This window comes from Porphyrobacter sp. ULC335 (assembly GCF_025917005.1).
Taxonomy (GTDB): Bacteria; Pseudomonadota; Alphaproteobacteria; order Sphingomonadales; family Sphingomonadaceae; genus Erythrobacter.
On record NZ_CP078091.1, the window covers coordinates 3350871 to 3376016 of the forward strand.

General features: G+C 65.8%; 28 protein-coding genes. 10 read left to right on the forward strand and 18 right to left on the reverse strand.

Annotation, left to right across the window (positions count from 1 at the left end):
* Positions 1-2: 2 nt before the first annotated feature.
* Positions 3-2144: an FAD-dependent oxidoreductase gene (locus KVF90_RS16030; protein ID WP_264392560.1), complete on the reverse strand. Its 2142-nt coding sequence runs from the start codon at positions 2142-2144 to the stop codon at positions 3-5.
* 49 nt (positions 2145-2193) lie between these two features.
* A complete protein-coding gene (locus KVF90_RS16035; protein ID WP_264392561.1) occupies positions 2194-3330 on the reverse strand; it encodes an FAD-dependent oxidoreductase in 1137 nt (378 codons plus the stop codon).
* A gap of 265 nt (positions 3331-3595) precedes the next feature.
* Between KVF90_RS16035 and KVF90_RS16040 the strand changes: the two genes are divergently transcribed.
* The 4 genes from KVF90_RS16040 (at position 3596) to KVF90_RS16055 (ending at position 8804) form a co-directional block, all read left to right on the forward strand.
* On the forward strand, positions 3596-5341 hold the full coding sequence (locus KVF90_RS16040) for an ABC transporter ATP-binding protein (RefSeq protein WP_264392562.1): 1746 nt from the start codon (positions 3596-3598) through the stop codon (positions 5339-5341).
* A gap of 2 nt (positions 5342-5343) precedes the next feature.
* Complete coding sequence (locus tag KVF90_RS16045; RefSeq protein ID WP_264392563.1) at positions 5344-6375, forward strand: HlyD family secretion protein; 1032 nt, start codon at positions 5344-5346, stop codon at positions 6373-6375.
* A 2-nt stretch (positions 6376-6377) separates the two neighbouring features.
* Positions 6378-7868: a TolC family protein gene (locus KVF90_RS16050; RefSeq protein ID WP_264392564.1), complete on the forward strand. Its 1491-nt coding sequence runs from the start codon at positions 6378-6380 to the stop codon at positions 7866-7868.
* A gap of 192 nt (positions 7869-8060) precedes the next feature.
* Entirely contained in the window at positions 8061-8804 is a 744-nt protein-coding gene (locus KVF90_RS16055) for a class I SAM-dependent methyltransferase (RefSeq protein ID WP_264392565.1), read from the forward strand.
* Here KVF90_RS16055 and KVF90_RS16060 read toward each other — a convergent pair.
* The 12 genes from KVF90_RS16060 to rpsU form a co-directional block, all read right to left on the reverse strand.
* Positions 8801-9259, reverse strand: coding sequence for a tRNA (cytidine(34)-2'-O)-methyltransferase (locus tag KVF90_RS16060; protein WP_264392566.1), 459 nt, complete (start codon positions 9257-9259; stop codon positions 8801-8803). The two genes, KVF90_RS16055 and KVF90_RS16060, sit on opposite strands and share 4 nt — an antisense overlap.
* Before the next feature lie 27 nt (positions 9260-9286).
* Positions 9287-10153 carry an AraC family transcriptional regulator gene (locus KVF90_RS16065; RefSeq protein WP_264392567.1) on the reverse strand — a complete coding sequence of 289 codons (867 nt, stop codon included), beginning with the start codon at positions 10151-10153 and terminating at the stop codon, positions 9287-9289.
* A gap of 82 nt (positions 10154-10235) precedes the next feature.
* Positions 10236-11015, reverse strand: coding sequence for an alpha/beta fold hydrolase (locus tag KVF90_RS16070; protein ID WP_264392568.1), 780 nt, complete (start codon positions 11013-11015; stop codon positions 10236-10238).
* A 104-nt stretch (positions 11016-11119) separates the two neighbouring features.
* The gene (locus tag KVF90_RS16075) at positions 11120-11980 is read right to left on the reverse strand and encodes a hypothetical protein (RefSeq protein WP_264392569.1); all 861 of its coding nucleotides are present in this window, start codon (positions 11978-11980) and stop codon (positions 11120-11122) included.
* On the reverse strand, positions 11977-12516 hold the full coding sequence (locus KVF90_RS16080; RefSeq protein WP_264392570.1) for a hypothetical protein: 540 nt from the start codon (positions 12514-12516) through the stop codon (positions 11977-11979). The genes KVF90_RS16075 and KVF90_RS16080 overlap by 4 nt, the downstream gene beginning before the upstream one ends.
* Before the next feature lie 53 nt (positions 12517-12569).
* Entirely contained in the window at positions 12570-14066 is a 1497-nt protein-coding gene (gene gatB, locus KVF90_RS16085; RefSeq protein WP_264392571.1) for an Asp-tRNA(Asn)/Glu-tRNA(Gln) amidotransferase subunit GatB, read from the reverse strand.
* A gap of 109 nt (positions 14067-14175) precedes the next feature.
* Positions 14176-14331, reverse strand: coding sequence for a glutamyl-tRNA amidotransferase (locus KVF90_RS16090; RefSeq protein ID WP_264392572.1), 156 nt, complete (start codon positions 14329-14331; stop codon positions 14176-14178).
* Positions 14328-14642, reverse strand: coding sequence for a hypothetical protein (locus tag KVF90_RS16095; RefSeq protein ID WP_264392573.1), 315 nt, complete (start codon positions 14640-14642; stop codon positions 14328-14330). Before KVF90_RS16095 ends, KVF90_RS16090 begins: the two co-directional genes overlap by 4 nt.
* Positions 14642-16123: an Asp-tRNA(Asn)/Glu-tRNA(Gln) amidotransferase subunit GatA gene (gatA, locus tag KVF90_RS16100; RefSeq protein ID WP_264392574.1), complete on the reverse strand. Its 1482-nt coding sequence runs from the start codon at positions 16121-16123 to the stop codon at positions 14642-14644. The genes KVF90_RS16095 and gatA overlap by 1 nt, the downstream gene beginning before the upstream one ends.
* A 1-nt stretch (position 16124) precedes the next feature.
* On the reverse strand, positions 16125-16427 hold the full coding sequence (gene gatC, locus KVF90_RS16105) for an Asp-tRNA(Asn)/Glu-tRNA(Gln) amidotransferase subunit GatC (RefSeq protein ID WP_264392575.1): 303 nt from the start codon (positions 16425-16427) through the stop codon (positions 16125-16127).
* A gap of 14 nt (positions 16428-16441) precedes the next feature.
* Positions 16442-17053, reverse strand: a complete 612-nt coding sequence (locus KVF90_RS16110; protein ID WP_264392577.1) for an FKBP-type peptidyl-prolyl cis-trans isomerase — start codon at positions 17051-17053, stop codon at positions 16442-16444.
* A 137-nt stretch (positions 17054-17190) separates the two neighbouring features.
* Entirely contained in the window at positions 17191-17397 is a 207-nt protein-coding gene (gene rpsU, locus KVF90_RS16115; protein WP_017664771.1) for a 30S ribosomal protein S21, read from the reverse strand.
* Positions 17398-17626: 229 nt separating this feature from the next.
* Here rpsU and crcB point away from each other — a divergent pair, with 229 nt between their 5' ends.
* Genes crcB through KVF90_RS16145 form a run of 6 tightly spaced genes read left to right on the forward strand, consistent with a single transcriptional unit; the run spans position 17627 to position 21524 of the window.
* A complete protein-coding gene (crcB, locus tag KVF90_RS16120) occupies positions 17627-18040 on the forward strand; it encodes a fluoride efflux transporter CrcB (RefSeq protein WP_264392578.1) in 414 nt (137 codons plus the stop codon).
* Complete coding sequence (locus tag KVF90_RS16125) at positions 18037-19317, forward strand: RluA family pseudouridine synthase (protein WP_264392579.1); 1281 nt, start codon at positions 18037-18039, stop codon at positions 19315-19317. Before crcB ends, KVF90_RS16125 begins: the two co-directional genes overlap by 4 nt.
* Positions 19317-19931 carry an FMN-binding negative transcriptional regulator gene (locus tag KVF90_RS16130; RefSeq protein WP_264392580.1) on the forward strand — a complete coding sequence of 205 codons (615 nt, stop codon included), beginning with the start codon at positions 19317-19319 and terminating at the stop codon, positions 19929-19931. Before KVF90_RS16125 ends, KVF90_RS16130 begins: the two co-directional genes overlap by 1 nt.
* Positions 19928-20587, forward strand: coding sequence for an HAD-IA family hydrolase (locus KVF90_RS16135; protein ID WP_264392581.1), 660 nt, complete (start codon positions 19928-19930; stop codon positions 20585-20587). The genes KVF90_RS16130 and KVF90_RS16135 overlap by 4 nt, the downstream gene beginning before the upstream one ends.
* On the forward strand, positions 20584-20823 hold the full coding sequence (locus tag KVF90_RS16140; protein WP_264392582.1) for a hypothetical protein: 240 nt from the start codon (positions 20584-20586) through the stop codon (positions 20821-20823). Before KVF90_RS16135 ends, KVF90_RS16140 begins: the two co-directional genes overlap by 4 nt.
* Positions 20820-21524, forward strand: a complete 705-nt coding sequence (locus tag KVF90_RS16145) for an ATP12 family chaperone protein (protein ID WP_264392583.1) — start codon at positions 20820-20822, stop codon at positions 21522-21524. Before KVF90_RS16140 ends, KVF90_RS16145 begins: the two co-directional genes overlap by 4 nt.
* Position 21525: 1 nt before the next feature.
* Here the strand turns inward: KVF90_RS16145 and KVF90_RS16150 are convergent, their stop codons facing one another.
* The 4 genes from KVF90_RS16150 to KVF90_RS16165 are packed head-to-tail and all read right to left on the reverse strand — an operon-like array spanning position 21526 to position 25074.
* Positions 21526-22119, reverse strand: a complete 594-nt coding sequence (locus KVF90_RS16150) for an ABC-type transport auxiliary lipoprotein family protein (RefSeq protein ID WP_264392584.1) — start codon at positions 22117-22119, stop codon at positions 21526-21528.
* A gap of 27 nt (positions 22120-22146) precedes the next feature.
* Positions 22147-23097, reverse strand: a complete 951-nt coding sequence (locus tag KVF90_RS16155; protein ID WP_264392585.1) for an MlaD family protein — start codon at positions 23095-23097, stop codon at positions 22147-22149.
* 50 nt (positions 23098-23147) lie between these two features.
* Entirely contained in the window at positions 23148-23957 is an 810-nt protein-coding gene (locus KVF90_RS16160) for an ABC transporter ATP-binding protein (RefSeq protein WP_264392586.1), read from the reverse strand.
* A gap of 4 nt (positions 23958-23961) precedes the next feature.
* On the reverse strand, positions 23962-25074 hold the full coding sequence (locus KVF90_RS16165; protein ID WP_264394566.1) for an ABC transporter permease: 1113 nt from the start codon (positions 25072-25074) through the stop codon (positions 23962-23964).
* Between the last annotated feature and the right edge of the window lie 72 nt (positions 25075-25146).

Sequence of the window (25146 nt, forward strand, 5' to 3'; positions counted from 1 at the left end):
CGTCAGCCCCGCCGCCATGCGTGGTAACGCTCGACCCACTTGAGCAGGGCTTCCGGCTTGTGTGCCTTCTTCCAATTGCCGGCCGCAAACTTGTTGGCTTCCACCATCGTCGGATAGGCGTGGATCGTCCCGAGGATCTTGTTGAGCCCGATCCCGTGCTTCATCGCCAGCACATATTCGGCCAGCAATTCGCCCGCATGCGCGCCGACGATGGTCGCGCCCAGAACCTTGTCCTTGCCGCCCGCCGGGGTGAGCACCTTGACGAAGCCCTTGGTCTCGCTCTCGGCAATCGCGCGGTCGAGATCGTCGAGGTCATAGCGAGTCACCTCCACCGCGATGCCCTGCTCCGCCGCCTCGCGCTCGTTGAGGCCGACGCGCGCGACTTCGGGATCGAGGAAGGTGACGGCGGGGATCACGTGGTAATCGGCCTTGAACTTGCGGAAGGTGCCGAACAGCGCGTTGACGCTCGCATACCACGCCTGATGGCTGGCGGTGTGGGTGAACTGGTATGGCCCCGCGACGTCGCCTGCGGCAAAGATATTGGGGAACTTCGTGGCGAGGAATTCGTCGGTGACGACCGTCTTGGCGGTGTCGACGCCGATATCCTCCAGCCCGAAGCCGGTCAGCCGCGCCTTGCGCCCGATGGCGACGATCAGCGCGTCGAAGGGCACCTGCACCTCGGTTCCGCCATGTTCGGCGATCAGCGTGCCGCCTTCGATCCGCACCGCCTTGTGCCCGGTCAGCACGCGCACGCCGTCTGCCTCCAGCACCTCGCGGGCGAGTGCCGAAACGTCGGCATCCTCGCGCCCGAGCAGTGAGTCCGCCATCTCGACTTGAGTCACTTTCGAGCCGAGCCGTGCAAGTGCCTGACTCAACTCGCACCCGATCGGCCCGCCGCCCAGCACCGCCACCCGCGCCGGGGCTGTGTCCATTGCGGCAAAGGCGTTCCACATCGTCTCGCTGGTGAGGTAGCCGGAGTCTTCGATCCCCTGGATCGGCGGCACCACCGGTTCCGCCCCGCTGGCAATGATGATGCTGCGCGTAGTCAGCCGCTGCGTGCCACCGTCGTTCCGCGCGATCTCGACCGTCCAGGGGTCGATGATCTTCGCATAGCCCTTGACCACATCGACGCCGAGGCCGGTGTAGCGTTCCACGCTGTCATGCGGCTCGATCGTCTTGATCGCGCCCATGACGCGGGCGATCACCGCCTTGAACGGCACCTCGGGTTCACAAGGCGTCAGGCCAAAGCGGTCGGCATGGCGCATCATCGCGGCGACCTTGGCGCTCTTGATGATCGCTTTCGAGGGCACGCAGCCCGTGTTGAGGCAATCGCCGCCCATTTCGTGCGCCTCGACCAGTGTCACCTTGGCCTTCACCGTTGCCCCGATCAGCGCCGAGACGAGACCCGCCGAGCCCGCGCCGATCACCACCAGATTGCGGTCGAATTTTTTGGGACGAACAAACCCCGCGTAAACTTTCCGGCGCTGAAGCGCGCCGATGATGCCCTTGGCCAGCCATGGCACGATGCCCAGCAGCACAAAGCTCCCCAGCACCCCCGGCGTGGCAATCCCGGACAGGCTGTCGATCTGCGCGAGCTGCGTGCCCGCGTTCACATAGACGATCGTGCCCAGCAGCATGCCGATCTGGCTCACCCAGGCATAGGTCAGCGTGCGGATGCGGGTCAGGCCCATCACCAGATTGACCACGAAAAAGGGAAAGGCCGGGATCATCCGCAAGGTGAACAGGTAGAATGCCCCGTCCCGCTCAACCCCGGCATTGATCGCCTTCAGCCGCTCGCCAAAGCGCGCCTCAATCGAATCCCGCAGCACGTAGCGCGAGGAGAGGAAGGCCAGCGTCGCGCCCAATGTCGAGGCGAAGGATACGATAATGGTGCCGCCCACCAAACCGAACAAGGCGCCTGCCGCCAGCGTCATGATCGCCGCACCCGGCAGCGAAGCGCCGGTCACCACCACATAGGCGACAAAAAACCCGGCGATTACAGCAATCGCATTGCGCTGCTGGAAAGCAGCCAGATCGGCGGATAGCGCCTTGATGCCTTCAAGCGTCAGATATTGTCCGAGGTCGAAAGCAAAATAGGCACCGACGAGCGCGGCCAGCACGGCGAGAATGGCAAGCTTTTTCACGGAAAAGAATGACCCTTTTGGGCGGCATTCGTGGTCCGATGCCGGATGGTTACAACGCGCGAGCGAGGGCAGCGTATTTGGCGATCCAGCCTTTGTCGATCCGGTGCTTGAGGGCAAGCACCCATCGCCCCTCGGCAAAGAGCGGTCCGTAGCTGGCAATCGCGGAGCCGTCGCCCGTGTTCATCAGATAAAGGCTGTGCCGGCGCGGACGGTAGGTCGCGCGCGGCGGCTCTCCCGCCAGCAGGCTGCGCAGGTTGGCGGCAAGCACCGGCCCGGCAAACACCGCATGAACGCCGGAATGGGCGAGCGGGCGGTCGGTGCGCGCGGCAACGTCGCCTGCCGCAAAGATGTGCGGGTGCGATGTGGAGCGTTGGTGCGCGTCCACCGCGATGAACCCGGACGCATCGGTGGCGATGCCGCTCACCTGCACCCAGCCGGGCGCGGCGCTGCCGGTGGCGGCGATGATGCAATCCGCAGGTTCGAGCGATTGTCCGCCTGCCGTGATAGCGCCGCCCTCGAACCGGGCGCTCGCTGCGATCACCGCGATCCCTTGCCGCGCCAGCGCCCGTGTCACCTTGCGCCGTACGGAGTCAGCGAAGCCGGGCAGCACGCCTTCATCGCCGGTAACCAGCAGCACCTCGGGCGGCGGGCTGGCACCGGCGCGGTTGCGCAGGCCGAAGGCCAGCTCCACGCCCCCCGCGCCGCCGCCGGCCACCACCACCCGACCAAGCGTCGGAAGCGCGGCAGTGTGGTCAACAAACGCGCCAATCGGGCGAATATCGATCAGGCGCGGGTCATCCCCCAGCAGCGCCGCGCCCCGCGCCGCGCCGCCGGTATCGAAAGAGGCGATGTCGAATGCGATTGCGCGGCCACTCGCCGTCCGCACCTCGCGGGCTTCGGGGTCCAGCGCCGTGCAGCGATCCAGCACAAGCTCCACTCCGGCCCGCACGGTGAGCGCAGCGAGATCGACCAGCCCGTCATCCCTGCCATGCTGCCCCGCCAGCCAGCCCGGAACCATGCCGGAATAGCGCAGATGCCGCTCCGGCGTCAGCAGCACGGCCCGGGCGCCCGCCGGAATGCCGCCCGCGATCCAGTCCGCCAGCACCGCGACATGGGCATGTCCGCCCCCCACCAGCACCACCGCCGCTGGAGGCTTGTCCCCATTTATCGCAGTCTGTCCGCTCATTACTCTCGCCTCATCGCCCGCGGTTCAGCTACGGGCAAGCTTTCAGCGCTATCGAGCGCTTGATATTTTATTACCTCTCTAAGCGTCACACAGACGCATATATTCAAGAACTTGAACATAATGCAAATACCGGAACCGCAAGCCCGATCGATGATTGATCGCTTGCGGCGCGGAAATGTTGCAATAGATGCACACAGGTTCCGGCGCGCGCCATCTGGCCCGGCATCGGAGCGCATGAACACGGGTTTCGGACGGAAAGGCTGCCATGGCAGGTGAAGGCCAAAGTTACGGGTCACAGATTTCGCTGGTAAAATTCTTCAGGATTTTCTTTGACATCCTGAAGCCCGAAGCGAATTTCTACTGGCTCGCTGCCGTCTATGGCATCGGCATCAGCCTGCTTTCGCTGGCGACGCCGATTTCGGTGCAGATGCTGATCAACACCATCGCCAACACCGCGCTGACCGCGCCGTTGGTCATGCTGTCGCTCACCCTGTTCGGCCTGCTGGTCATTTCCAGCATGCTCTACGCCTTGCGCGTCCACCTGCTTGAGCTGTTCGCGCGGCGTTTTTACGCACGCATGGTGGCGGAGATGTCGCTGATCTCGGTCTATGCCCAGAACCCGTTCTTCGGCGACCAGAAAAAAAGCCCGCTGTTCAACCGCTATTTCGACGTGGTCTATGTGCAGACCGCGATCCCGATCCTGTTCATCGGCGGCTTCACCACCCTGTTGCAGATTGCGGTCGGGTTTGTGCTGGTCTCGCTCTACCACCCCTATTTCCTCGGCTTCACGCTGGTCATGATCGCGCTGATCTGGGTGGTGTGGCTCAGCTGGGGCAGCCGCGCGCTGCGCACCGGGGTCGATCTCAGCCATGCCAAGCACGCGACCGCCGCCTGGCTTCAGACCATCGGCGGCTCCAACGGCTTCTTCAAGTCGCAGCGCCGGATCGACTACGCGCTCGACAAGACCGACGATCACACCCGCATCTACATCAACGAGCGCAAGCGGCATTTCCGCCATCTGTTCTCGCAGACCATCGCCTTCCTGCTGATGTATGCCGCGGCCAGCGCCGCGCTGCTCGGCCTTGGCGGATGGCTGGTGATCCAGAACCAGCTCACCCTCGGCCAGCTGGTCGCGGCCGAACTGGTGCTGTCGGCGGCGTTCTTCGGCGTGGCGCAGCTCGGCAGCTATCTCGGCTATTTCTACGACCTGTTCGCCGCGGTTGAGGAAATCTCGCAGTTCTACGATGTCGAGCAGGAACAGCCCAAGGGGGCCGATCCGCTCGACGGGCCGGATCACACCATCGTGATGAAAGGCGTGCGCGGCCGCGCGCGGGACGAGGACGCGCAGTTCGATCTGGAAATCCCCAGCGGCGCGATCATCATGGCCGCAGCCAGCCAGCACGGGGTGCAGCGGTTGTTCACCAACCTGCTCAAGATGCACGTCCTGCCGCAGGGCGGGATCGCAACGCTGGGCGGGATCGACATGAAGGCGATCGAAGCACACCACCTGCGCAAGAACGTGCAGGTGCTCGACCGGCCGAGCATCGTCGAGATGACGATCCGCGAATATCTCGCCCTGTCCTGCCCGGAAGCCGCACCGCAGCGGATGATCTCCGCGCTGGAAACGGTGGGGCTGGCGGACACCATCGCCAAGCTGGAAAAGGGCCTCGACACCCCGCTTGCATCGACCGGCTATCCGCTCTCGGCGGTGGAGCTTCAGCAGTTGAAGCTCGCCAACGCGCTGCTCGAACAGCCGCGCATTCTGGTGCTCAGCCGCCTGTTCGACCTGCTCGATCCCGAACCCATCGAACGCGCAGTGACCGAACTGCGCGCACAGGCCTATTCGACCGTGATCTATTTCTCGAACCGCCGCATCGATCTCGGCTTCGACCGTTTCCTGTACCTTGAAGCAAACCGGCAGCGCAGCTTTGCCAGCTTCGAGGATTTCCACGAGGCGATCCGCCACCCTGCCCCGCCGCCGGGCGCACCATTCAGCAAGGGAGGGGCTTGACCATGGCGATACCCAAGCAAGACATGGCGCACTTCACCACGCTCGCGTCGATCAAGACGCCGCGGGTGATGCGGGCGGTGTTCTTCATGCTGCTGGCGGCGATCGTGATCGTGATCGCCTTCCTGATCTATGTGCCCTGGGTGCAGACCACATCGGGCCGCGGGGTCGTGACCACGCTCAGCCCGAACGAGCGCAAGCAGGATATCAACGCGCTGGTGCCCGGCCGGATCGAGGAATGGTACGTGCGCGATGGCAGCTCGGTGAAAAAGGGCGATCCGATCGTCCGCATCGCCGACATCGACCCGCAGCTGATCGAACGCCTCCAGTCCGAACGCCGCCAGGTCGAATTGCAATTGCAGGCCGCAAAATCCGCTCTGGCCACGGCCGAGATCGATGTCCGCCGCTCGCGCGAATTGTTCGAGGCGGGGCTCGCCGCGCGGCGCGATTACGAATTGGCGCAGATCAAGGTCGCCGAGATGCAAGGCAGCGTCGCCGCAGCCGAGGCCGAGCTGAACCGTGCCGACGTGAATATCTCGCGCCAGTCGGTGCAGATCGTCCGCGCGCCCCGCGATGGCTTTATCCAGAGCCTCAATGCGGGTGACGCGGCGACCTATATCAATGCCGGCGATGTGCTTGCGACCTTCGTGCCCGACAATGCGGTGCGCGTGGTGGAGATCTTCATCGACGGGCGCGATGTCGCGCTGGTCCGTCCGGGCGACCTGACCCGCATCCAGTTCGAAGGCTGGCCCGCCGTGCAGTTTTCCGGCTGGCCCTCGAAAGCGATCGGGACATTCGGCGGCCGCGTCATCACGGTCGACCAGTCGGCGCAGGTCAATGGCCGCTTCCGCGTGCTGATCGCCGAGGACCGTAGCGACGGACAGGCCTGGCCCGAGGAACGCTATGTCCGCTTCGGCGCGGCGGTACAGGCCTGGGTGCTGCTGGAGACGGTGCCGGTCGGCTACGAAATCTGGCGTCAGCTCAACAATTTCCCGCCCGAGCTGACGGCGGCGGCGAGCGCGGATTCGGCGAACTGACGATGCCGCGAAGTCTTGCCTTCCTGCGGCTGGGCGCGCTGCTTGGCACCGCAGCGGCGCTGGCGCTTGCCCCGCTGGCACCGCTCGCGGCGCAGGATATTGCCCCGGTCGGCGATCCGCTCGACGTTGCCCTGAAAACCGGGCCGCTCCTGCCTGACGAGGTGCTGCGGTCCTCCGCGCTCACCTTCCCCTCGATCCTCGAAGCTTTCGAGCGTGAGGCCGCCGCCCGTTCGGACCAGCTATCCGCCGATGGCGCCTTCGACCTGATGCTGAAGGGCGAATATTATGATCGCCTGACCGGCTTCTATTCGGGCGGCTACGGCAAGGTCGAAGCGCGCCAGGCCCTGCGCCCTTATGGCGCCGAAGTGTTCGGATCGTACCGCGTTTCGGACGGGGACTTCCCGACTTACGAGAACTATAACTACACCAACGCGCTGGGCGAGGCGAAGGTCGGTGCGCTGTTCTCGTTGCTGCGCAACCGCGATATCGACAGCCGCCGCTTCGCGATCGAGGACACCCGCCTCGCGGCCAGTCAGGCGCGGCTGGATGTGCTGCTGGTGCAGCTCAACGTCCAGCACGAAGCGCTGCGCGCTTATTGGCGCTGGGTCGGCGCAGGCGAGGAAATCCGCGTCTTCGAGGAACTGCTCGAAATCGCCGAGGCCCGCCAGATCGGCTTGACCCGCGAAGTCAACGAAGGCGCGCGCGCCCGCATCGCGCTGACCGAGAATGAGCTGAACCTGCTCAAACGCCGCGCGCTGCTGGAAGAGGCCAAGCGCAATTTTGCGACCGCCTCCAACAGCCTAGGCTATTACCTGCGCGGATCGGACGGCCAGATGGTTGTCCCCACCCGCGAGATGCTGCCCGATCTCGCGCGCATGAAAAGCATCGCCCCGGCCGAACAGCTTGCTGCCACCCCGACGAGCGAGATTATCCAGAGCCGGCCGGAGCTCCAGACCTTCAAGCTCGCGCTCGAACGCGCGAACAACAAGGTCGCGCTGCGGCAGAATGACCTGCAACCCTCGCTCGATGCGAGCGTCGAGCTGTCGCGCGATTTCGGCCAGCTCGGGCCGGGCGGGCCGGGGTTTGATTCGACCGATGCCGTGGTGGGCCTGACCTTCTCGGTCCCCTTGCAGCGCCGGACCGCGCGCGGCGCAGTGCAGCGTGCCGAGGCCGAACTGCGCGAGACCGAGCTGCGCCAGCGCCGCATTGCCGACCAGATCACCACCGAAGTCGGCAATATCCTCGCCAACCTCTCGGCCGCGCTGAAGCTGTCGGATCTCGCGGAGGCCGAGGTCAAGCAGGCCAACCAGATGGTGCAGGCCGAACGCACCCGGTTCCGGCTGGGCGCGGGGGAATTCTTCCTCGTCAACGCACGCGAGGAAACCGCCGCCAACGCCCAGGTCAGCGCCATTCGCGCCGAACTGGCCGGACGACTGGCCGAAGCCAGCTACAACGCGGCGACGATGAACCTGCGCGCGCTGGGGCTGGAGTAAGACCACGCGCTGCGTCGTCAGGCTGATCTCCCTCTGAGTGCCTCACAGGCGATACAGCGGGCCTTTGCGTCGGCTTGCCGCAGACGTCATTTCCGCAGAACCAAAGTTCAGGCACGGGCAATCGCCCGTTGCCCATTCGCGCGGGCGCGCCCATGACGGCGCTAGACCCTCCCTTTGCCGAGAACACGTCCCATGACCACGAAATTGCTGACGGGGCTGCTCGCCAAGCCCGGCGAGAGCGCCACCGATGTGCGCTGCACGCGCGGCGAGCGGATGTTCCAGATCGCATTCGGCGCGGTCCAATGGCCGTGGCTGCTGCGCAGCCTCTATGGCGGCACGCAGGCGCAAAAGGCGGCGCTACTGGCGCGGCTCGGGCTGGAGGCGGACGCGCTGCCGCATCTCGGCAGCTGGAAGGCCGACACTTATCTCCTCCACCGCATCGTCGACGAGATCGAGACCGCGCAGCCCGCCAACGTCGTCGAGCTGGGTTCGGGCGCGACATCGCTGGTGATTGCGCAGGCGCTCGCGCAGAACGGCGGCGGACGGCTCCATTCCTATGATGGCCACGCGCCGTTTGTGGCGGCGATGGACGATTGGCTGGCCGAGCATGATCTTGCCGCCGCCTTCCACCATGCCCCGTTGGTGCAGCGCGATGTGCGCTGGCCAGGGCTGTGGTATGCGCTGACCGAAGTGCCGGGATCGATCGACCTCCTCGTGATCGACGGGCCGCCCTGGGCTGTCCACCCCTTCGCACGCGGCATGGCCGAGCGCCTGTTCCCGCTGATCGCACCGGGCGGCACGGTGCTGCTCGACGACGCGGCGCGCCCGGGAGAGCGTTACGTGGCGCAACGCTGGAAGAAGGCCTGGCCCGACTTTACCTTCAGCTACGAAGGCGCGGGCACCAAGGGTCTGCTGGTCGGCCGCCGCCGCCTCTAGATTTTGCCTCTGAGCGCCTGATAGGCCGCCGCCGTCACCGTGTTGGCGAGGTTCAATGACCGGATCACCTCCGAACGCATCGGCAGTTTGACCAGCCGGTCGGCGTGGCGCTCGACGATCGGTTTGGGGATGCCCGTGGTCTCCTTCCCGAACACCAGCATGGCGTCGTCCGGATAGTCCGGATCGTAGAAAGAACGCGCGCCGAATTCCTCGAACAGGAACAGCTGATCGGGTCGCGGAGCGCGGGCTTCGATGAAGGCGTCCCAGCTGGCATATTCGGTCAGACGCACATGCGGCCAGTAATCGAGCCCCGCGCGTTTGACCCGCGTGTCAGTGATCTCGAACCCGAGCGGGTGGATCAGGATCAGCTCCATATCGAGCGCCACGCAGGTGCGCCCTACCGAACCGGTGTTGCCGGGGATCTCGGGCTGGACGAGGACGATGGAAATAGACATCGCCCCCGCCTAATCCCGGCCGCCCGCTTAGGCCAGAGGCAGGTAGAGATCGGTCACCATCTCGCCCTCCGGGATGCCGGGGCCGAAATTGCTCCGCTCGCAGAACAGCGGGAAATCGCGCAAGGCCTCGCCGCTCGCGGGGAGCCATTCCCGGTAGAGCCAATTGGCGGGGTCCTTGAGATCGTCACCCGGGCCGATGAGCTGCAAGCGGGCGCAGCGTCCGGCGGGGATGGTGGCCTCGCCCATTCCCTCTTCGAGGGCGAGGCCGGGGAGGCGCGAGCAGGCAAGCTCGACCTGCGGCTCACCCTCGCCATCCGCGTGGAAGATGGTGAAGGTGCGGGTGCGCTGCGGCCCCGCGCCATTCGCTTTGCGCCAGGCGATGAAGCGCCCGATGCTGGCGCTGAGCATATGCGGCGGGCCATCGTGGCGCAGGGTGAGAACCGGAGTGGCGGCGACATCGACGATGTCGACCTGATCGGAAGTATATAGCGTCATGGCATGTTTCCTTGCTTGTGTCTGCGGCAGGATCGCCGCGTGCCACGCGCTCCAGTCCGGGTTCTTGCGAAAGGCCGACGGGCTCACCCCGAAGGCCTTACGGAAGCTCCGCGCGAAGGAGTCCGGGGTTTGATACCCCGCCTCCAACGCCACCGCGATCACCGTCATCTCGGTGCGGCAGCCAAGCTGGAACGCCGCGCGCTTGAGGCGCGAGAGGTTCACATAGGCTTGCACCGAGATGCCGAAGCTGGCGGCGAACTGGCGATGGAAATGAAACTTGCTGAACGCAGCCACCCCGGCAAGTGCCTCCAGCCGCAGGTCGCCGTCGGGGTGCCGGTCGATATGATCCAGCACCCGCGCCATGCGCTTGCGGTAGTTTTCGGCGGCTGCCTCGTTCATTTCCATCCTCCGTGGCAGGGGAGGGTTACGAGAGCCAGAGCAAGCGCGCCCGACCGATCTTGCGGTTCGACGAGGGCACGGCTCAGGCCGCGCGTTCGCTCAGGTAGTGGCGCAGCGCCGAGAAGTGCGAGCAGCCGGGCAGCATCGTCACCTGCGGACGGGTCGGCAGGGCGGCGGCCAGCGCCTCGGCCATGGCGGGCGGGGTCCAGTCGTCCGCGCTCCCCTGCCAGATGCGCACAGGCTGATGCATGAGCGCGAGATCGGCGCGCCAGTCGCCGACATAGGCGCGGATTTCGGCCTGATAGGAATCGCGCTGCTCCAGCAGGCTGTGGCGCAGCGACTGCGCGAGGGCGGCGATGAAGCGCGGATCGGCGGCGAGCGCGCGGTCCTCTCCCTTGGCTTTGGCCATCAGCGCGCCGGCCATCTTTTGCGCTGCCAGCCGCGCAACTTGCGCCTGCACCAGCGTCAGCGCGGCAAAGGGCCAGCGCCCCGCCAGTGCCGCGCGGAACACGGGCGCGCCTGCCATCCCGCCCAGAAAGTCACCCAGCTGGAGCGGCGCGGCGGGGGAGACAAGATCGATCCGCGCCACCCGCTCGCCCAGAAAGAGTGCGACCCGCAAGGCAGTCGCCGCGCCCAGAGAAAAGCCCGCAAGGTGCAGCGCCACCCCCGCAAATTGCCGCTCGATCTGCTCCGCCAGCCTGCTGAAGTAACCCGAAGAATCGCCGTCCACCAAAGCATCGGTGCGAGCGACAACATGGAAATGCCGGGCGTTTGCGGCAATGGCCGGGCCAAAGCTGCACAGCTCGGCCTGCGATCCCGGCAAGCCGTGAAAATAGAGCACCGCGCAGTCGGAACCTACCATCGGATCACCAACGACCAAGGCTGCCGGGGAGCTCGGGCTGGAGGAGGAAGAGGAGGATGGAGAGGGGCATTGCGATCTTGTCCAGGGCGGCGATGGCCCGACGCCTAGAAATTGTCCGGGACAGCCTGACCTGTCGCGGCGTCGATGACTGTGCCGCCCGCATAGTCCAGCACACCGGGCACCTCGGCCAGCCGCCCGATATTCACCGCATTGGGCGTGAAGAACCGGCCCACCGCGCGATAGGTCGCAGGCGTAATCCGCGCATCCGCCAAGGCTGGCGGCATCGAACTATCCGCCCGCGCGGCTCGCACGGTGCCGGTATAGCCCCCCTGCCCCTTAAGCTCCGGTGCCTTGGAGGGCCGATAGGCGAAATCGGAGATGAGGTAGCCCAGATCGGTCACCTCGCCCGCCTTGGCCGAAAAGCCGACCGACCCCAGACACAGGCACACCATCAGGCGCGGCAGGCCCGTGGAAGGCGTGAAACCGTAGAGCACGTAATCGCCCGGCAGAGCCTCGACCAGAAAGGTCTCTTCCGCGGCCGTTTTCACGAACTGCCTGCCGAAATCGACATCCTGCAAGTTGCCCACCGCGTCCCACGCGAAGGGGAAGCTTTCCAGCGTCGGGGCCGTTGGAGCGGGATCGGCAGAGCCTGCGCTTTGCCGCAGCCGGTCAAGATTGCGCTGATAGGTCTTGGTCAGGCCGGGCAGCGCCTTGGCGAAGGCTTCGGCCTTGGCCGCCTCGTAACGGGCAATCTCTTCGGCCGTCGGCACCCGCATCAGCAGAGGTTCGAGCGGGGTGACGCCGCTCTGCTGCGTGACGCGGAACATGAGATAGGCGCGATCCGGGCGCAGCGTGATCGGCTTTCCGCCCGCAATCTCGATCAGTTCGTCAACCGGCTTGGCCGAGGCAGGGGCGCCCAGCGCCAGAAACGCCGCGATGATGGTGATGGCATAACGCAGCATCATTGCACCTCCTCCAGCGGTTCAGCGTCGGGGCGTGGGCCGGAGGCGATCTTCGCCCTTAGCGCAATTGTCGCCGCTGAGGCGTCTGCGGGGATCGTCTGCCAAGTGGCCTTGGGCAAGGGGAAGCGCTGGTAGCCAAGCGGCGCAAGGCAGGCATGCAAACGCGCCTGCGCCGCCAGTTGGCTGGCCGAGCCCATGATCATCGCTCCGATCAGATCGCCGACCAGGCCATATTGGTGCGTCGCCGCAGGCGTGTCGTCCCGATCTTCCGCTGCGCCGCGCCAGGCGATGAACATCGGCAGCAAGGGCGCGTTGCCTTGCGCCATCGGCAGGAACCGCGCGCAATCGGCAAAATCCGCATAGGCTTGCGCGTAGGACGTGTCGGCGCGCCAGAAGTAGTAATATTTCACCCCGTCGCGCACCACGGCCGGATCGCGCCCGCCCGACAGATCGGGAGCTGTTATCGACGCGGGGTCGGGCAGATCGGCCGTGGCCGCCTGTCCCCAGGCAGGCGCGGCGACGGCAAGCATGACGGGCAAGAATGTTGATCCCAATCGCATACCGCCCCCTTTGATCAACATCCGGCCTCGCCTCAGCCCAGCTTCGCCTTCAGCAACTGGTTCACCACGCCCGGATTGGCCTTGCCCTGCATCGCCTTCATCGTCTGGCCGACGAAGAAGCCGAACAGCGCTTCCTTGCCGCCGCGGTACTGTTCGACCTTGTCGGCGTTGGCAGCGATGATCGCGTCGACGGCGGCTTCGATGGCGCCGGTGTCGGAGACCTGCTTGAGTCCCTCGGCGTCCGCGATTTCAGCCGGATCGCGGCCGGTCTTGAGGACGATCTCGAAGATCTCCTTGGCCTGACCGCCGCTGATTTCGCCCTTGTCCTGCATCGCAAGGATGGCCGCCTGCGCAGCTGCCGTGGCGTTGGCGGCGTCGGCCTCATCGCCCAGCGCCTTCATCACGCCCGGCGCGACTGACAGCGACCAGTTGGCGACCTGCGTGGCGACAGCGGCTTCATCCTTGCCGATGACCTTGGCGGTTTCGGCCAGAAGGGTTTCGAACCGCGCGAAGGTCTCGACCTCGGCGGTCAGTTCGCGCGCGTTGTAGGGGGTGAGGCCCAACACATCGACGTAACGCTTGCGCTTGGCGTCCGGCAGTTCGGGCAGGCTGGCGCGGCATTCGGCGAGGAAGTCTTCCTCCAGCACCAGCGGCAGCAGGTCGGGATCGGGGAAGTAGCGATAGTCGTGCGCATCTTCCTTCGAACGCATGGTCCGCGTGGTGCCGGTGCCCGGATCGAACAGGCGGGTTTCCTGCACGATCGTGCCGCCCGCTTCCAGCACATCGACCTGCCGCATCGCCTCATGCTCGATCGCCTGCATGACGAAGCGCACGGAGTTGACGTTCTTGGTCTCGGTGCGGGTGCCGAGTTCGTCACCGACCTTGCGCACGCTGACGTTCACGTCGGCGCGCATCGAGCCTTCTTCCATGTTTCCATCGCACGAGCCGACATAGCGCAGGATCGCCCTGAGCTTGCGCAGGTAAGCCCCTGCTTCGGCGGGCGATGCCATGTCGGGGCGGCTGACGATCTCCATCAGCGCCACGCCCGAGCGGTTGAGGTCGACATAGGACATGGTCGGGTGCTGATCATGCATCAGCTTGCCCGCGTCCTGCTCCACGTGAATGCGCTCAATCCCGATGATCTTGTCTTCGGCGATACCGGCCTTCTCGTCCGCCTCGATCAGCAGCGAGCCTTCGCCGACGATGGGGTGGTAGAGCTGGCTGATCTGGTAGCCCTGCGGAAGGTCGGCGTAGAAGTAGTTCTTGCGGTCGAACCGGCTCCACGCGTTGATCTGCGCCTCGATCGCCATGCCGGTGCGCACTGCCTGACGGATGCACTCGGCATTGGGCACGGGCAGCATTCCGGGCATCGCGGCATCGACAAGGCTGACCTGCGAGTTCGGCTCCGCCCCGAAGGCCGTGGCCGAGCCGGAGAACAGCTTGGACTGCGATGTGACCTGCGCATGGACTTCAAGGCCGATCACGACCTCCCATTCACCGGTTGCGCCCTGGATGCGGTAGTTGCTCATCGTTTCAACCTCGTCGTTCCGGCGAAGGCCGGAATCCAGTTCCAGCGGTCGCGGAGAGTTCCTCTGGGTCCCGGCCTTCGCCGGGATGACGATTGGAGGGCCGTCACCCTTACTTCTCTTCGTCGTCGATCATCTTGCCATCAGGCCCGAAGCGCGCTTCTCCGTGATCGACGTTCTTCCTGACCCAATTGGCGACCATGAAGGTCAGCGGCACCGCGAGCATGATGCCGATCCCGGCAGCCCACAGTGCAGGATCGGCGCTCATGTCAGCAGTTTCCATGACGGTTCAAGGCCGTGGCTTTCAGCCATCCCGTAGAAGAGCAGTCTTCCAGTGCCTGCTTCTTCAACCTTGACCACAACAATGCCGTCCCATTCGGTATGCCGCGGGGTGACCTTTACATTGGCTCCGCTGTATTTGCCGTCAATAGCTGCCCCCGTCCAGCCAATTACCCCGTCTCCGAATTCCACTCCTGTGCCGGTCATCGCAATGCGAAATTGCGGTGCGAGACTGCCATCAATGGCTTCGGAATAACCCCAGCCCTCAATCGGTTCGAGAGTTACGGGATTACCGGCCATTACCACCACTTCTCCGGCTTGGCGGTGAAGCCTGCCCGCTGCTGGATCGCGAGGCCTGCATTCAGCACGCCCTGCTCGTCGAACGGGCGGCCGACCAGCTGGAGGCCGAGCGGCAACCCGTCGGCGTTGATCGTGGCGGGCACGCTCATCGCCGGCAGGCCAGCCAGCGACGCGGGGACCGCGAAGACGTCGTTGAGATACATCGTCAGCGGGTCTTCGTTCATCGAACCCAGCGGGAAGCTCGCGGTCGGCGTGGTCGGCGCGAGGATCACGTCGCACTCCTGGAACGCGCGTTCGAAATCGCGGGCGACCAGCGCGCGGACCTTCTGCGCCTGCGTGTAATAGGCGTCGTAGAAGCCCGCCGAGAGCACATAGGTGCCGATCAGGATGCGGCGCTTGACCTCGTCACCGAAACCGGCGGCGCGGGTGGCGGCGTACATGTCCTGAAGGCCCGACCCATCGGGCAGATCGCGCAACCCGTAACGCACGCCGTCATAGCGCGCGAGGTTGCTCGACGCCTCAGCCGGGGCGACGATGTAATAGGCGGGCAGCGCATATTTGGTGTGCGGCAGCGAGACGTCAACGATTTCCGCGCCCGCGTCCTTCAGCCACGCCTTGCCCTGCTCCCAGCTATCGAGGATCGCCTGATCGGTGCCCTCCATCCGGTATTCGCGCGGGATGCCGACCTTTTTGCCGCGAAGGTCGGCGTTCAGGGCAGCTTCCCAATCGGGCACGTCCATCTGAAGGCTGGTCGCATCCTTCGGGTCGAAGCCCGCCATCGCGCCGAGCATGATCGCGCAATCCTCGACAGAACGCGCCATCGGCCCGGCCTGATCGAGCGAGGAAGCGAAAGCGACGATGCCCCAGCGCGAGCAGCGGCCATAGGTCGGCTTGATCCCGCAGATGCCGGTGAAGGCGGCGGGCTGGCGGATCGATCCGCCGGTGTCGGTGCCGGTCGCGGCAGGCGCGATCCGCGCGGCGACCGCCGAGGACGAACCGCCCGAGGAGCCGCCCGGGCTCATCGCGGCATTGCTGCCCGCCTTGCGCCACGGCGAGGAGACGTTGCCGAAATAGCTCGTCTCGTTGGATGATCCCATCGCGAACTGGTCAAGGTTGAGCTTGCCCAGCATCCCCGCGCCCGCGTCCCACAGCTTCTGCGAGACGGTGCTTTCGTAGCGGGGGGTGAAACCTTCGAGGATGTGGCTGGACGCAGTGGTCTGCACGCCGTTGGTGGCGAACAGATCCTTCATGCCGATCGGCACGCCAGCCATACGGCCCAATTCCCCGCCAGCGGCGCGCGCCGCGTCCACTGTGTCGGCGGCGGCGAGTGCGTGGTCAGGGGTGGTGACGATGAAGGCGTTGAGGGCAGCGGCATCGGCAACGGCGGCGTTGAACGCCTCAGCCACTTCACGCGCGGTGAAGCTGCCGCCGCGCACGCCGTCGCGGATGTCCTTCACGCCGAGTTGGGTCAGGTCAGTCATTTTACTCGATCACCTTGGGGACACCAAAGAAGCCATGCTCGGCAGCGGGGGCATTGGCGAGAACGTCACCCTGCCTGCCGCCGCCGGTCAGCGGGTCGGCGTCGATCACGTCGGCGCGCAGGCGCAGCGTGTTGGGGATCACCGCCGCCATCGGCTCGATGCCGGTGACGTCCACTTCGCCCAGCTGCTCCACCCATTGAAGGATGCCGTTAAGCTCGGGCACCATGCGCTCCAGCTCTGCATCATCCATGCGGATGCGCGCCAGCGAAGCGATCTTGGCGACGGTTGCCTTGTCGACCGACATTGCCCGCGCGCTCCTTACTGGCCCGGCTGGGGTACGGGGGCCTGCTGGGGCGCACCCTGGGGCGCACCCTCGGGCGCGCCGCCGCCCTGCTGGCCCATCTGCGCAGCCATGTTCTGCTGGAGAATCTGGAGATTGCGATCAAATGTCGCACGACTCATGATGTCGATCACCTGGATCTCGAATTCGAGATCCGCATTCGGCGGAATCGGCGAGCCCGGGGGCGGGGTTGCGCCGTAAGCCAGATCGGCGGGGATGAAGAGCGTGTACTTGCCGCCCTTCTGCATCTTCTGGAGACCCTGGAAGAAGCCCGGGACGGTCGCGCCTTCCTCAAGCGGGAACGGCGTGCCTTCGGGGAACAGGCCCTGCACGGGCAGCGGGATGTCCTGCGATTCGTCGAACATCGTGCCGTCAGCGGCAAGCTTGCCCTTGTACTTGACCCAGACGACCTCGCCTATCTTGGGCATCGGGCCGGTGCCGGCCACTTCGGTATCGACGCTGAGGCCGCGCGGCACGGCGGACCATGCCAGCCCGGCACCCACCAGCACGGCGAGGATCACCCCGATCCACAGCTTGGTCAGCGAGCCTTTGGCAACGGGCTTGATCGGAACGCGGGTAATCTCGGTCATGGACTTGTCCTGATGAGCCGCGCGCGGGGCGCGGCGGGATGACGACAAAAGGGCGCGGAATAAAGCCGCGCCCTGATGGCTGATCGGAAAGGGGGATTCAAGCGGTTCCGCTTACGGATGCACGCTTGCGGACGGGATTATTTGCTCCCGTCACGCTCCATCCGCTTGCGCTCCATCTTGCGGGCGCGGCGCACGGCGGCGGCCTTTTCCCGGGCGCGCTTTTCGCTGGGCTTTTCGTAGTGGCGACGCAGCTTCATTTCGCGATAAACGCCCTCGCGCTGCAGCTTCTTCTTGAGCGCGCGCAGGGCCTGATCGACATTGTTATCGCGAACCATGATTTGCATAAACGACGAATACCTCATGTCCAAACGCCCAGAGCCCCGCTGTGATTCTGCGCGGGGTTGCGCGATGAATTTCCAATGAAATGCGGGCGATTCCTCGTGGGAGCCGCCCTTCAAACGGGGCCCCGATAGTCCAACAGCGACAAAATGGCAAGCCGCCAGAATGCGATGGAGCGCAGAAGGTGCTCCGGCCGTGCTAGGCAGAACGCTCTCCCGTCGCTAAAGGCCAGCCATGTCCGGTGAAATCTCCCCCCTTGTCGCAAGCCTCAATGTCGCCGTCGGCGGAGCGGTTGGCTCGGTGCTGCGCTATCATGCGGGGCGTTGGGTGGGCCAGTTGGCCGGGGCGGAAAACACCTTCCCGTGGGGCACGCTGGCCATCAACATCGTCGGCAGCCTTGCGATGGGCGCGCTGGTCGGCTGGCTGGCGCGCGGGACAATGGCTACGGCCAATGCCGAACCGCTGCGGCTCCTGATCGGTGTTGGTCTGCTTGGCGGGTTCACCACGTTCAGCGCCTTCAGTTCCGAACTCGTCACCATGCTCCATCGCGGGCAGACGATGCTGGCAGTAGGCTATGCCGCCGCTTCGCTGATCGCGGGCATGGCGGCGATCATCATCGGCCTTGTTGCCGCGCAGAGTGCATCATGACCGATTTTTTCACCACCGCCTCCACCGACAACGTCCGCCAGTTCACCGTTTCCGAGGATGATGACGGCATCCGGCTTGACCGCTGGTTCAAACGCAATCTGCCGCAGATCGGCTTTGCCACCGTGTCCCGCTGGGCGCGGACCGGGCAGATCCGAGTGGATGGCAAGCGCGCCAAGCCCGAAGATCGGCTGGAGCAGGGTCAGGTGCTGCGCGTCCCGCCCGGCGGAGAAGACGCGCCCACCGCCAAGAAAGCCGCGCCGCGCGTTCGCACGCTAACCCCCGAGCAGATCGCCGAGGCCAAGGCCATGGTGATCCGCGAGACGGCGAGCGCCATTGTGCTCAACAAGCCCCCCGGCCTTGCCACGCAAGGCGGAAGCAAGACGACCAAGCATGTCGATGGCTTGCTGGATGCCTTTGTCGAGACCGAGAGGACCCCCCGCCCGCGGCTGGTTCACCGGTTGGACAAGGACACATCGGGCGTGCTGCTGATCGCGCGCACGCCGGGCAGCGCCGCCAGCTTCTCCAAGCGGTTCGCCAGCCGTAGCGCGCGCAAGGTCTATTGGGCGCTGGTGGTCGGCGTGCCCGATCTTGCCGAGGGCGTGATCGACGCCCCGCTCGCCAAGCAGCCGGGCACCGGCGGCGAGAAAATGCATATCGACGAGGAAAACGGCGCTCCCTCGAAAACCCGTTACCGCGTCGTCGACCGCGCGGGCCAGCGTGCCGCATGGGTGGAGCTGGAACCGCTCACCGGGCGCACCCACCAGCTGCGCGTCCACATGGCAGCGATCGGCCACCCGATCGTGGGTGACGGCAAGTATGGCGGGCCGGATAGTTTCCTGACCGGCGCGGTCAGCCGCAAGATGCACCTCCATGCGCGCCGCCTGATCATCTCGGAACCCAAGGTGGGAGATGGAACCGGCGGCAAGCTGGACGTCACCGCCGAACTGCCCCCGCATTTTGCCATGAGCATGGATGTGCTGGGCTTCGATCAGAGCCTGTCGGACGCCTCCCCGATGGGGGACGAGGCACCGGAACGCACGGGCGAAGAGAAAAAGCAGGCCGCCCGCCGCCACTTCAAGCAGGCGAGGAAGGAAGCCCGCGCGCCCCGCCGTGCACGCGGGGCCGCCTCGGACAAGCCCAAGGCCAAGCCGAAGGGCAAGGCTCCTGCGAAACCGGCATCGAAGCCCGCCCCCAAGGCAGCCAAAGCCCCCGCCAACCGGGCGCGTCCTGCTGCCAAAGCACCGCCGAAAGGCGCCGGAGGCAAGGCCCGCCGCTGATGCATCCCAATCCGCTGTACCGCACCGAGGATCGCGCCTTCTGCGAAAGCCTGATCGACGAGATCGGCTTCGGCATGGTGTTCGCCGCAACGCCTGACGGGCCAAGGGTCGCGCATACCCCGCTGCTGCTGGCAGAGGGCGGCCCCGATGAGCCTTGGGCGGTGCAATTCCACCTCGCCCGCAACAATGCACTCGCCCGGCATCTGGATGGCGAGACGGCGCTGATCGTGGTCAATGGCCCCGATGGTTACGTCTCTCCGCGCTGGTACGACAACCGCGACACCGTGCCGACCTGGGATTACATCGCGCTGGAACTGGAAGGCCGGGTGCGGCGCATCGCCGATGATGCACTGGAAGCCTTCCTCCACGCAGCGATTCTGAAGCATGAGGGCAAGCTTGGCGGCGCGCCGTGGGTGGCAGAGGAATCCTCCGAGAAGGTGTGGTCAGGCCTGTTCCGCGGCATCGTGGGGTTTGAACTCGAAGTGCTGGCGATGCGCCCCACCCTCAAGCTTTCGCAGAACAAGTCGGCTGATGAACGCGCCCGGATCGCCGCAGGGCTGGAAGGCGCAGGCCAACCCGTCCTTGCCGATCTGGTGCGGGGTGTTGCGGCATGAGGCTCGCGGTGTTCGATTGCGATGGTACGCTGGTCGACGGGCAGGCGGACGTGTGCTGGGCGATGGAGCGCGCCTTTACCCGCGCCGGCCTTGCTGCGCCCGATAATCACGCGGTGCGCCGGATCGTCGGGCTGAGCCTGCCCGCAGCCGTGCGCAGTCTCGCGCCTGACCTGACCGACGACCAGAACCGCGCGGTGACCGAATTCTACCGCTCCAGCTTCCGCGCGCGCCGCGAGGAAGGGCTGCTCGACGAGCCGCTCTACGACGGCATCGCCGAACTGCTGCGCGCGCTGCACGGCGCGGGCTGGGCGCTGGCCGTGGCAACCGGCAAGTCCGACCGGGGCCTTGCCGCCTGCCTTGCCACCCACGGCATCGCCGATCTGTTCGTCTCGCTCCAGACCGCCGACCGGCACCCGTCCAAGCCGCACCCGGCGATGCTCGAAGCTGCCATGTTCGAAGCCGGGGCGCAGCCCCGCGAAGCCGTGATGATTGGCGATACCAGCTTCGACATGCTGATGGCTCGCACCGCCGGGGTCGCGGGGATCGGGGTCGGATGGGGTTATCACGGCACACCCGAATTGCTGGCGAGCGGCGCGGCACAGGTGGTCGAAAGCGCCGCAGCGCTTGCCGCCGCATTGGAGGACACCTTGCCATGAGCAGATCCGAACGCGAAATCGCCGAGGCGCGGGCGCGCACCGGCTTTATCATCATCAACCTCGTTCGCTTCAGCGGGATCGCGCTGGTGATGCTCGGCTTCGCCATCGTGCGCGGAGTGATCGACCTGCCTTACCCGGTGGGGGTCGTGTTTGCGGTGGCGGGTTTCCTTGAGGTCTTCTTCCTGCCGCGCTTCATTGCGCGCCGCTGGAACGCGGGAGGCCGTCCGCCGCGATGATCCGCCGGTTCTACAAGGACGTGACGCTCGCAGAAATTGCGGGCGGCTATCAGGTGTTGCTCGACGGGCGCGGGGTCAAGACCGTGGGCGGGGCGGCGCAGGTCATGCCGACCGGGGCGCTGGGCGAGGCGCTGGCGTCCGAATGGCGCAGTCAGGGTGAAAAGATCGATCCGGCCAGCCTGCCGATGCGCGACATGGCCGATTACGCCATCGACATTGTCGCGGCCGATCCGGCGGCGATTGCGCGCGGACTGGTTGCCTATGCCGAGACGGATACGCTGTGCTACCGCGCCGATCCTGACGAACCGCTCCACGCGCATCAGCAGGCGGTGTGGGAGCCGCTGCTCGCCGCGTTCGAGGCCGCGCACGGCATCACGCTGGTGCGGGTCAGCGGTGTGCTCCACCGCCCGCAGCCGCCCGAGGCCATGGCCGTGCTGGAAGCGCGGCTCAACACCTTGGACCCCTTCGTCCTCGCCGCTGTCGAGGCCATGGCCAAGCTCGCCGCTTCGCTGGTGACAGCGCTCGCCGCGCTCGATGCGCGCCACGAGGATGAGCCGCTGGCGCTCTGGCGCGCGGCATGTCTTGAAGAAGAATGGCAGGCCGATCTGTGGGGCCGCGACTGGGAAGCGGAGGAACGTCGCGCCCGGCGCGAAGCCGATTTCCTGCGCGCCTGCGCCTTTGCGCGGCTGGCGCTGGATTAACTTACCCCGCCGCCACCCAGTCCGCGACTTCCGCCGCAATTCTGTTGGACGCCGCATTGAGCGCCGCGCCCACCGCGCGGGTCTCCGCAGCAACCCCGTCCTCGCGCGCTTCGAAGCGGCGGGTGGTCACCGCGCCGTCATTGCCGATCCGCACCGCATCAAAGCGCACCACCGCCGATGATGTCTGCGCGTCATAGCCCATGTCGATCAACGTCCCGCGCAAGGTCACCGTGGCGAGCGTTGCGGTATCGTCCCCGTCGATCACCATCGCATTGCCGCGGGCACGGATCGTCTCGCCCACCAGCCGCCGGAACAGGCGCGCGGGCTTTTCCACCCAGAAGGCCTCTTGCAGATAGGCCAGCTCGGTATCGCTGACCGCCACCGGCACGCGCAGCACATCCAGCTTGGCGGGCGTATCGAAACTGAGCACCGCCACCACCGGCCGCTCGGTCCCGGCGACGCCCGGCCCGGCCGGAGCGCGCGTTTCGGGGCTGAGGGTCAGCAGGCTGGCAGGCGGCTCCCCGCCGAGGCTGATGCAGCCCGAAAGGCCCAGCAGCAGAGGGGCGGCAAGAGCAAGCCGGAGGCTGAAGTTCATGCGGTCGGTCCTTTCAGTCGGGCCAGATCATTCAGGCTTATAGTCGGGCAGCGATTTGCCGCCCACCAATGCGCCCGCGCCTTCGCTTTCGAGCTTTTCCGTGATCGAGCGCAGCGCGCGGCTGGTGGCACGCAGGTCCTCCAGCGTCGCTTCGGCATTGGGCAGCGTGCTGGTGCGCAGTTGGCGCGCGGCGGGGCGCGTGTCTTCCAGCGTTGCCGAAAGCGAGGTCAGCGCCGCGTTCGCCGATTTCAACGTGGCGCGCAGTTCCTGCGCCAGCGGCTGGCCTTCCTTGTTCAGAACGCCGTCGGTGGTCAGCGCCAGCTTCTCGACCGCGTCGAGGGTCTGGTTGAACTCCACCATCGTGGTGCGGAATTCCTTCAGATTCGCCGTCAGCTCCGGGCTCGCGTCGGCCAGCCCGCTGGTCAGACGGTTGGTGTTCTTGAGGATGCCGGAGATTTCCTGCTGGTTTTCGGGGCCGAGGATGACGTTCAATTGCTCGGTCAGCGTCGCCAGCCGTTCCAGCAACAGCGGCGCGTTGGCGACGATCTCGCCAAATCCGCCGCGGCCCGGCGGAATCACCGGCCGGCCTTCGGGACAGGCGGTTGTCTCGCAGGTGATCTCCGGCGCATCCTTGCGCGCGCCATCGAGCAGGATGGTCGAGACCCCGGTGAAACTCGCCTGAATGGTCGCCTGCGTGCCGACCAGGATCGGCACATCCTCGCCCACCTTGATCCGCACCCGCACGAATTCGGGATTGTCATCGGCCAGTGCGATTTCCGTCACCTGCCCCACCGGCACGCCGGCAAAGCTGACCTGGCTGCCATTGGCGAGGCCCGAGACGGACTGGGCGTAGAAGATGTCGTATTCGTCCTGCTCGCCCTCGTTCAGGCGCGCGATCCAGACGATAAACGCCGCCAGCGCCGCCAGCAGCACCAGCGTCACCGCACCGACCCACAGATTATTGGCTCTGGTTTCCATGCGCGTTCCCTATGCGGCCCGGCGAGCGGGCTTGTCCAATATTCTCTCGCTCATGCACTTTCGCCCCGGATGTGGGTGGCATGGGCGCTGCGGCCGCGTGGGCCGTTGAAATATTCTTCGATCCACGGATGCTTGGTGGCGATCAATTCCGGGATCGTGCCAACCGCGATGATCTTCTTCTCCGCGATCACCGCCACCCGGTCGCAGATTTCGTACAGCGTATCGAGATCATGGGTTATGAGAAACACCGTGAGGCCCAGCGCCTCCTGAAGCTCGCGGGTCAACCGGTCGAACTTGGCCGCACCGATCGGGTCGAGCCCGGCGGTCGGCTCGTCGAGGAACAGTAGCTCCGGATCGAGCGCCAGCGCGCGAGCAAGGCCGGCACGCTTCTTCATGCCGCCCGACAGCTCGCTCGGGAATTTCTGCACCGCGTCTTCGGGAAGGCCCGTCAGCATGACCTTGTAGCGCGCAATCTCCGCCCGGAATCCGGGATCGAGATCGGGGTAGTACTTCTTGAGCGGCACCTCGACATTCTCGCCCACCGTCAGCGTCGAGAACAGGGCCCCGCCCTGGAACAGAATCCCCCACCGGCGGCGCACGCCGATGCCTTGTTCAAGGTCGAGCTCGGTGATGGTCTTGCCCAGCACGTCGATACGTCCGGCATCGGGTCGCTGGAGGCCGATGATCGAGCGCATCAGCACCGACTTGCCGGTGCCCGATCCCCCCACCACGCCAAGAATCTCGCCGCGCCGCACCTCAAGGTCCAGCCCGTCATGGACCGCGAAGTCGCCGAACTTGTTGACCAGGCCTTCGACCTTGATGATCGGCTGATCGTCATCGGGATGCTTGTTTATGCGCATCGCGTCAGCCCCACCCGATTTCGGTGAAGAATACCGCGAAGAAGGCGTCGATCACGATCACCGCGAAGATCGCCGAGACCACCGCCATCGTCGTGCGGCGTCCGACTTCCTCGGAATCGCCGTGCACCTGCATCCCATGATAGCAGCCCGCCAGCGCGACGATCAGCCCGAACACCGGCGCCTTGAGGAGGCCGACCCACAGGTCATGGACCGGCACCACTTCCTGAATTCGTATCAGGAAGGTGAAGAACGGGATGCCGAGTGCGAACTGGCCGACCACCGCCCCGCCAATGATCGCCGCCATCGAAGCGTAGAAGCCCAGCAGCACCATCATCAAGGTCGCCGCGACGATCCGCGGTATCACCAGCACCTCGACCGGCGAGATGCCGATGGTGCGCATCGCGTCGATTTCCTCGGTCAGCTTCATCGTGCCGATCTGCGCGGCAAAGGCGCTGCCGGAACGGCCCGCCACCATGATCGCGGTCATCAGCACGCCAAGCTCACGCAGGGTGATGCGGCCAACGAGGTTCACCGTCAGCGATTCGGCGCCGAACTGTTCAAGCTGCACCGACCCCTGCTGGGCGATGACGATGCCGATCAGGAAGCTCATCAGCCCGATGATCGGCAGCGCTGTGACGCCGACCAGCTCCATCTGGTGTACCAGGGCCTTGATCGGGAAACGGGTCGGGTGGCGGGCCAGGTTGGCGGCGCCGATCAGGATCTGCCCGAAGAAGTCGACCACGCCGTAAATGCCGCCGCGCGCGCCGAACACCTTTTCGCCCACGGCCAGCGGGACGCGTTCCCAAACCGGCAGGCGGTGCGCATGGGTGTGCCCCTCTGTGCCAATATCACGCACTGCGGCGAGCAGCCGCTCGGCCTCGGGACTGGCACCGGTGATCTCGGATTCGTGGCGGCTCGCCAGCCGGCACACGACATAGGCTCCAACCGTGTCGATCTCTTCGACTTCGGAAAGATCAAGGGTGCGGACGGGCCCATCCATGTGCCTGAGCTCGGCTTCGAGCGGGCCGATATGGGCCAGCGTCAACTGCCCCGACAGCAACAGCCGGGGGCCGCCAGAGTCCGTATCGTCAAGCCTGTGTTGCGCGGCGCTCTGCATCGGATCGGGGGTATGGGGCGAAATCGGGCGGCCCGCAAGGCTCTCGCGGCGAACCGTAATTCGGTCCATCAT

Coding starts and splice junctions, on each gene's coding strand:
- KVF90_RS16060 (WP_264392566.1), bottom strand. CDS start 9,259: ATGTCTATTTCCATCGTCCTCGTCCAGCCCGAGATCCCCGGCAACACC.
- KVF90_RS16155 (WP_264392585.1), bottom strand. CDS start 23,097: ATGGAAACCAGAGCCAATAATCTGTGGGTCGGTGCGGTGACGCTGGTG.
- KVF90_RS16090 (WP_264392572.1), bottom strand. CDS start 14,331: ATGAGCGCCGATCCTGCACTGTGGGCTGCCGGGATCGGCATCATGCTC.
- KVF90_RS16045 (WP_264392563.1), top strand. CDS start 5,344: ATGGCGATACCCAAGCAAGACATGGCGCACTTCACCACGCTCGCGTCG.
- KVF90_RS16065 (WP_264392567.1), bottom strand. CDS start 10,153: ATGAACGAGGCAGCCGCCGAAAACTACCGCAAGCGCATGGCGCGGGTG.
- KVF90_RS16075 (WP_264392569.1), bottom strand. CDS start 11,980: ATGATGCTGCGTTATGCCATCACCATCATCGCGGCGTTTCTGGCGCTG.
- KVF90_RS16110 (WP_264392577.1), bottom strand. CDS start 17,053: ATGACCGAGATTACCCGCGTTCCGATCAAGCCCGTTGCCAAAGGCTCG.
- gatB (WP_264392571.1), bottom strand. CDS start 14,066: ATGAGCAACTACCGCATCCAGGGCGCAACCGGTGAATGGGAGGTCGTG.
- KVF90_RS16140 (WP_264392582.1), top strand. CDS start 20,584: ATGAGCAGATCCGAACGCGAAATCGCCGAGGCGCGGGCGCGCACCGGC.
- gatA (WP_264392574.1), bottom strand. CDS start 16,123: ATGACTGACCTGACCCAACTCGGCGTGAAGGACATCCGCGACGGCGTG.
- KVF90_RS16150 (WP_264392584.1), bottom strand. CDS start 22,119: ATGAACTTCAGCCTCCGGCTTGCTCTTGCCGCCCCTCTGCTGCTGGGC.
- KVF90_RS16145 (WP_264392583.1), top strand. CDS start 20,820: ATGATCCGCCGGTTCTACAAGGACGTGACGCTCGCAGAAATTGCGGGC.
- KVF90_RS16055 (WP_264392565.1), top strand. CDS start 8,061: ATGACCACGAAATTGCTGACGGGGCTGCTCGCCAAGCCCGGCGAGAGC.
- KVF90_RS16070 (WP_264392568.1), bottom strand. CDS start 11,015: ATGGTAGGTTCCGACTGCGCGGTGCTCTATTTTCACGGCTTGCCGGGA.
- gatC (WP_264392575.1), bottom strand. CDS start 16,427: ATGTCGGTCGACAAGGCAACCGTCGCCAAGATCGCTTCGCTGGCGCGC.
- KVF90_RS16035 (WP_264392561.1), bottom strand. CDS start 3,330: ATGAGCGGACAGACTGCGATAAATGGGGACAAGCCTCCAGCGGCGGTG.
- KVF90_RS16095 (WP_264392573.1), bottom strand. CDS start 14,642: ATGGCCGGTAATCCCGTAACTCTCGAACCGATTGAGGGCTGGGGTTAT.
- crcB (WP_264392578.1), top strand. CDS start 17,627: ATGTCCGGTGAAATCTCCCCCCTTGTCGCAAGCCTCAATGTCGCCGTC.
- KVF90_RS16160 (WP_264392586.1), bottom strand. CDS start 23,957: ATGCGCATAAACAAGCATCCCGATGACGATCAGCCGATCATCAAGGTC.
- KVF90_RS16130 (WP_264392580.1), top strand. CDS start 19,317: ATGCATCCCAATCCGCTGTACCGCACCGAGGATCGCGCCTTCTGCGAA.
- KVF90_RS16050 (WP_264392564.1), top strand. CDS start 6,378: ATGCCGCGAAGTCTTGCCTTCCTGCGGCTGGGCGCGCTGCTTGGCACC.
- KVF90_RS16135 (WP_264392581.1), top strand. CDS start 19,928: ATGAGGCTCGCGGTGTTCGATTGCGATGGTACGCTGGTCGACGGGCAG.
- KVF90_RS16040 (WP_264392562.1), top strand. CDS start 3,596: ATGGCAGGTGAAGGCCAAAGTTACGGGTCACAGATTTCGCTGGTAAAA.
- KVF90_RS16125 (WP_264392579.1), top strand. CDS start 18,037: ATGACCGATTTTTTCACCACCGCCTCCACCGACAACGTCCGCCAGTTC.
- KVF90_RS16165 (WP_264394566.1), bottom strand. CDS start 25,074: ATGCAGAGCGCCGCGCAACACAGGCTTGACGATACGGACTCTGGCGGC.
- rpsU (WP_017664771.1), bottom strand. CDS start 17,397: ATGCAAATCATGGTTCGCGATAACAATGTCGATCAGGCCCTGCGCGCG.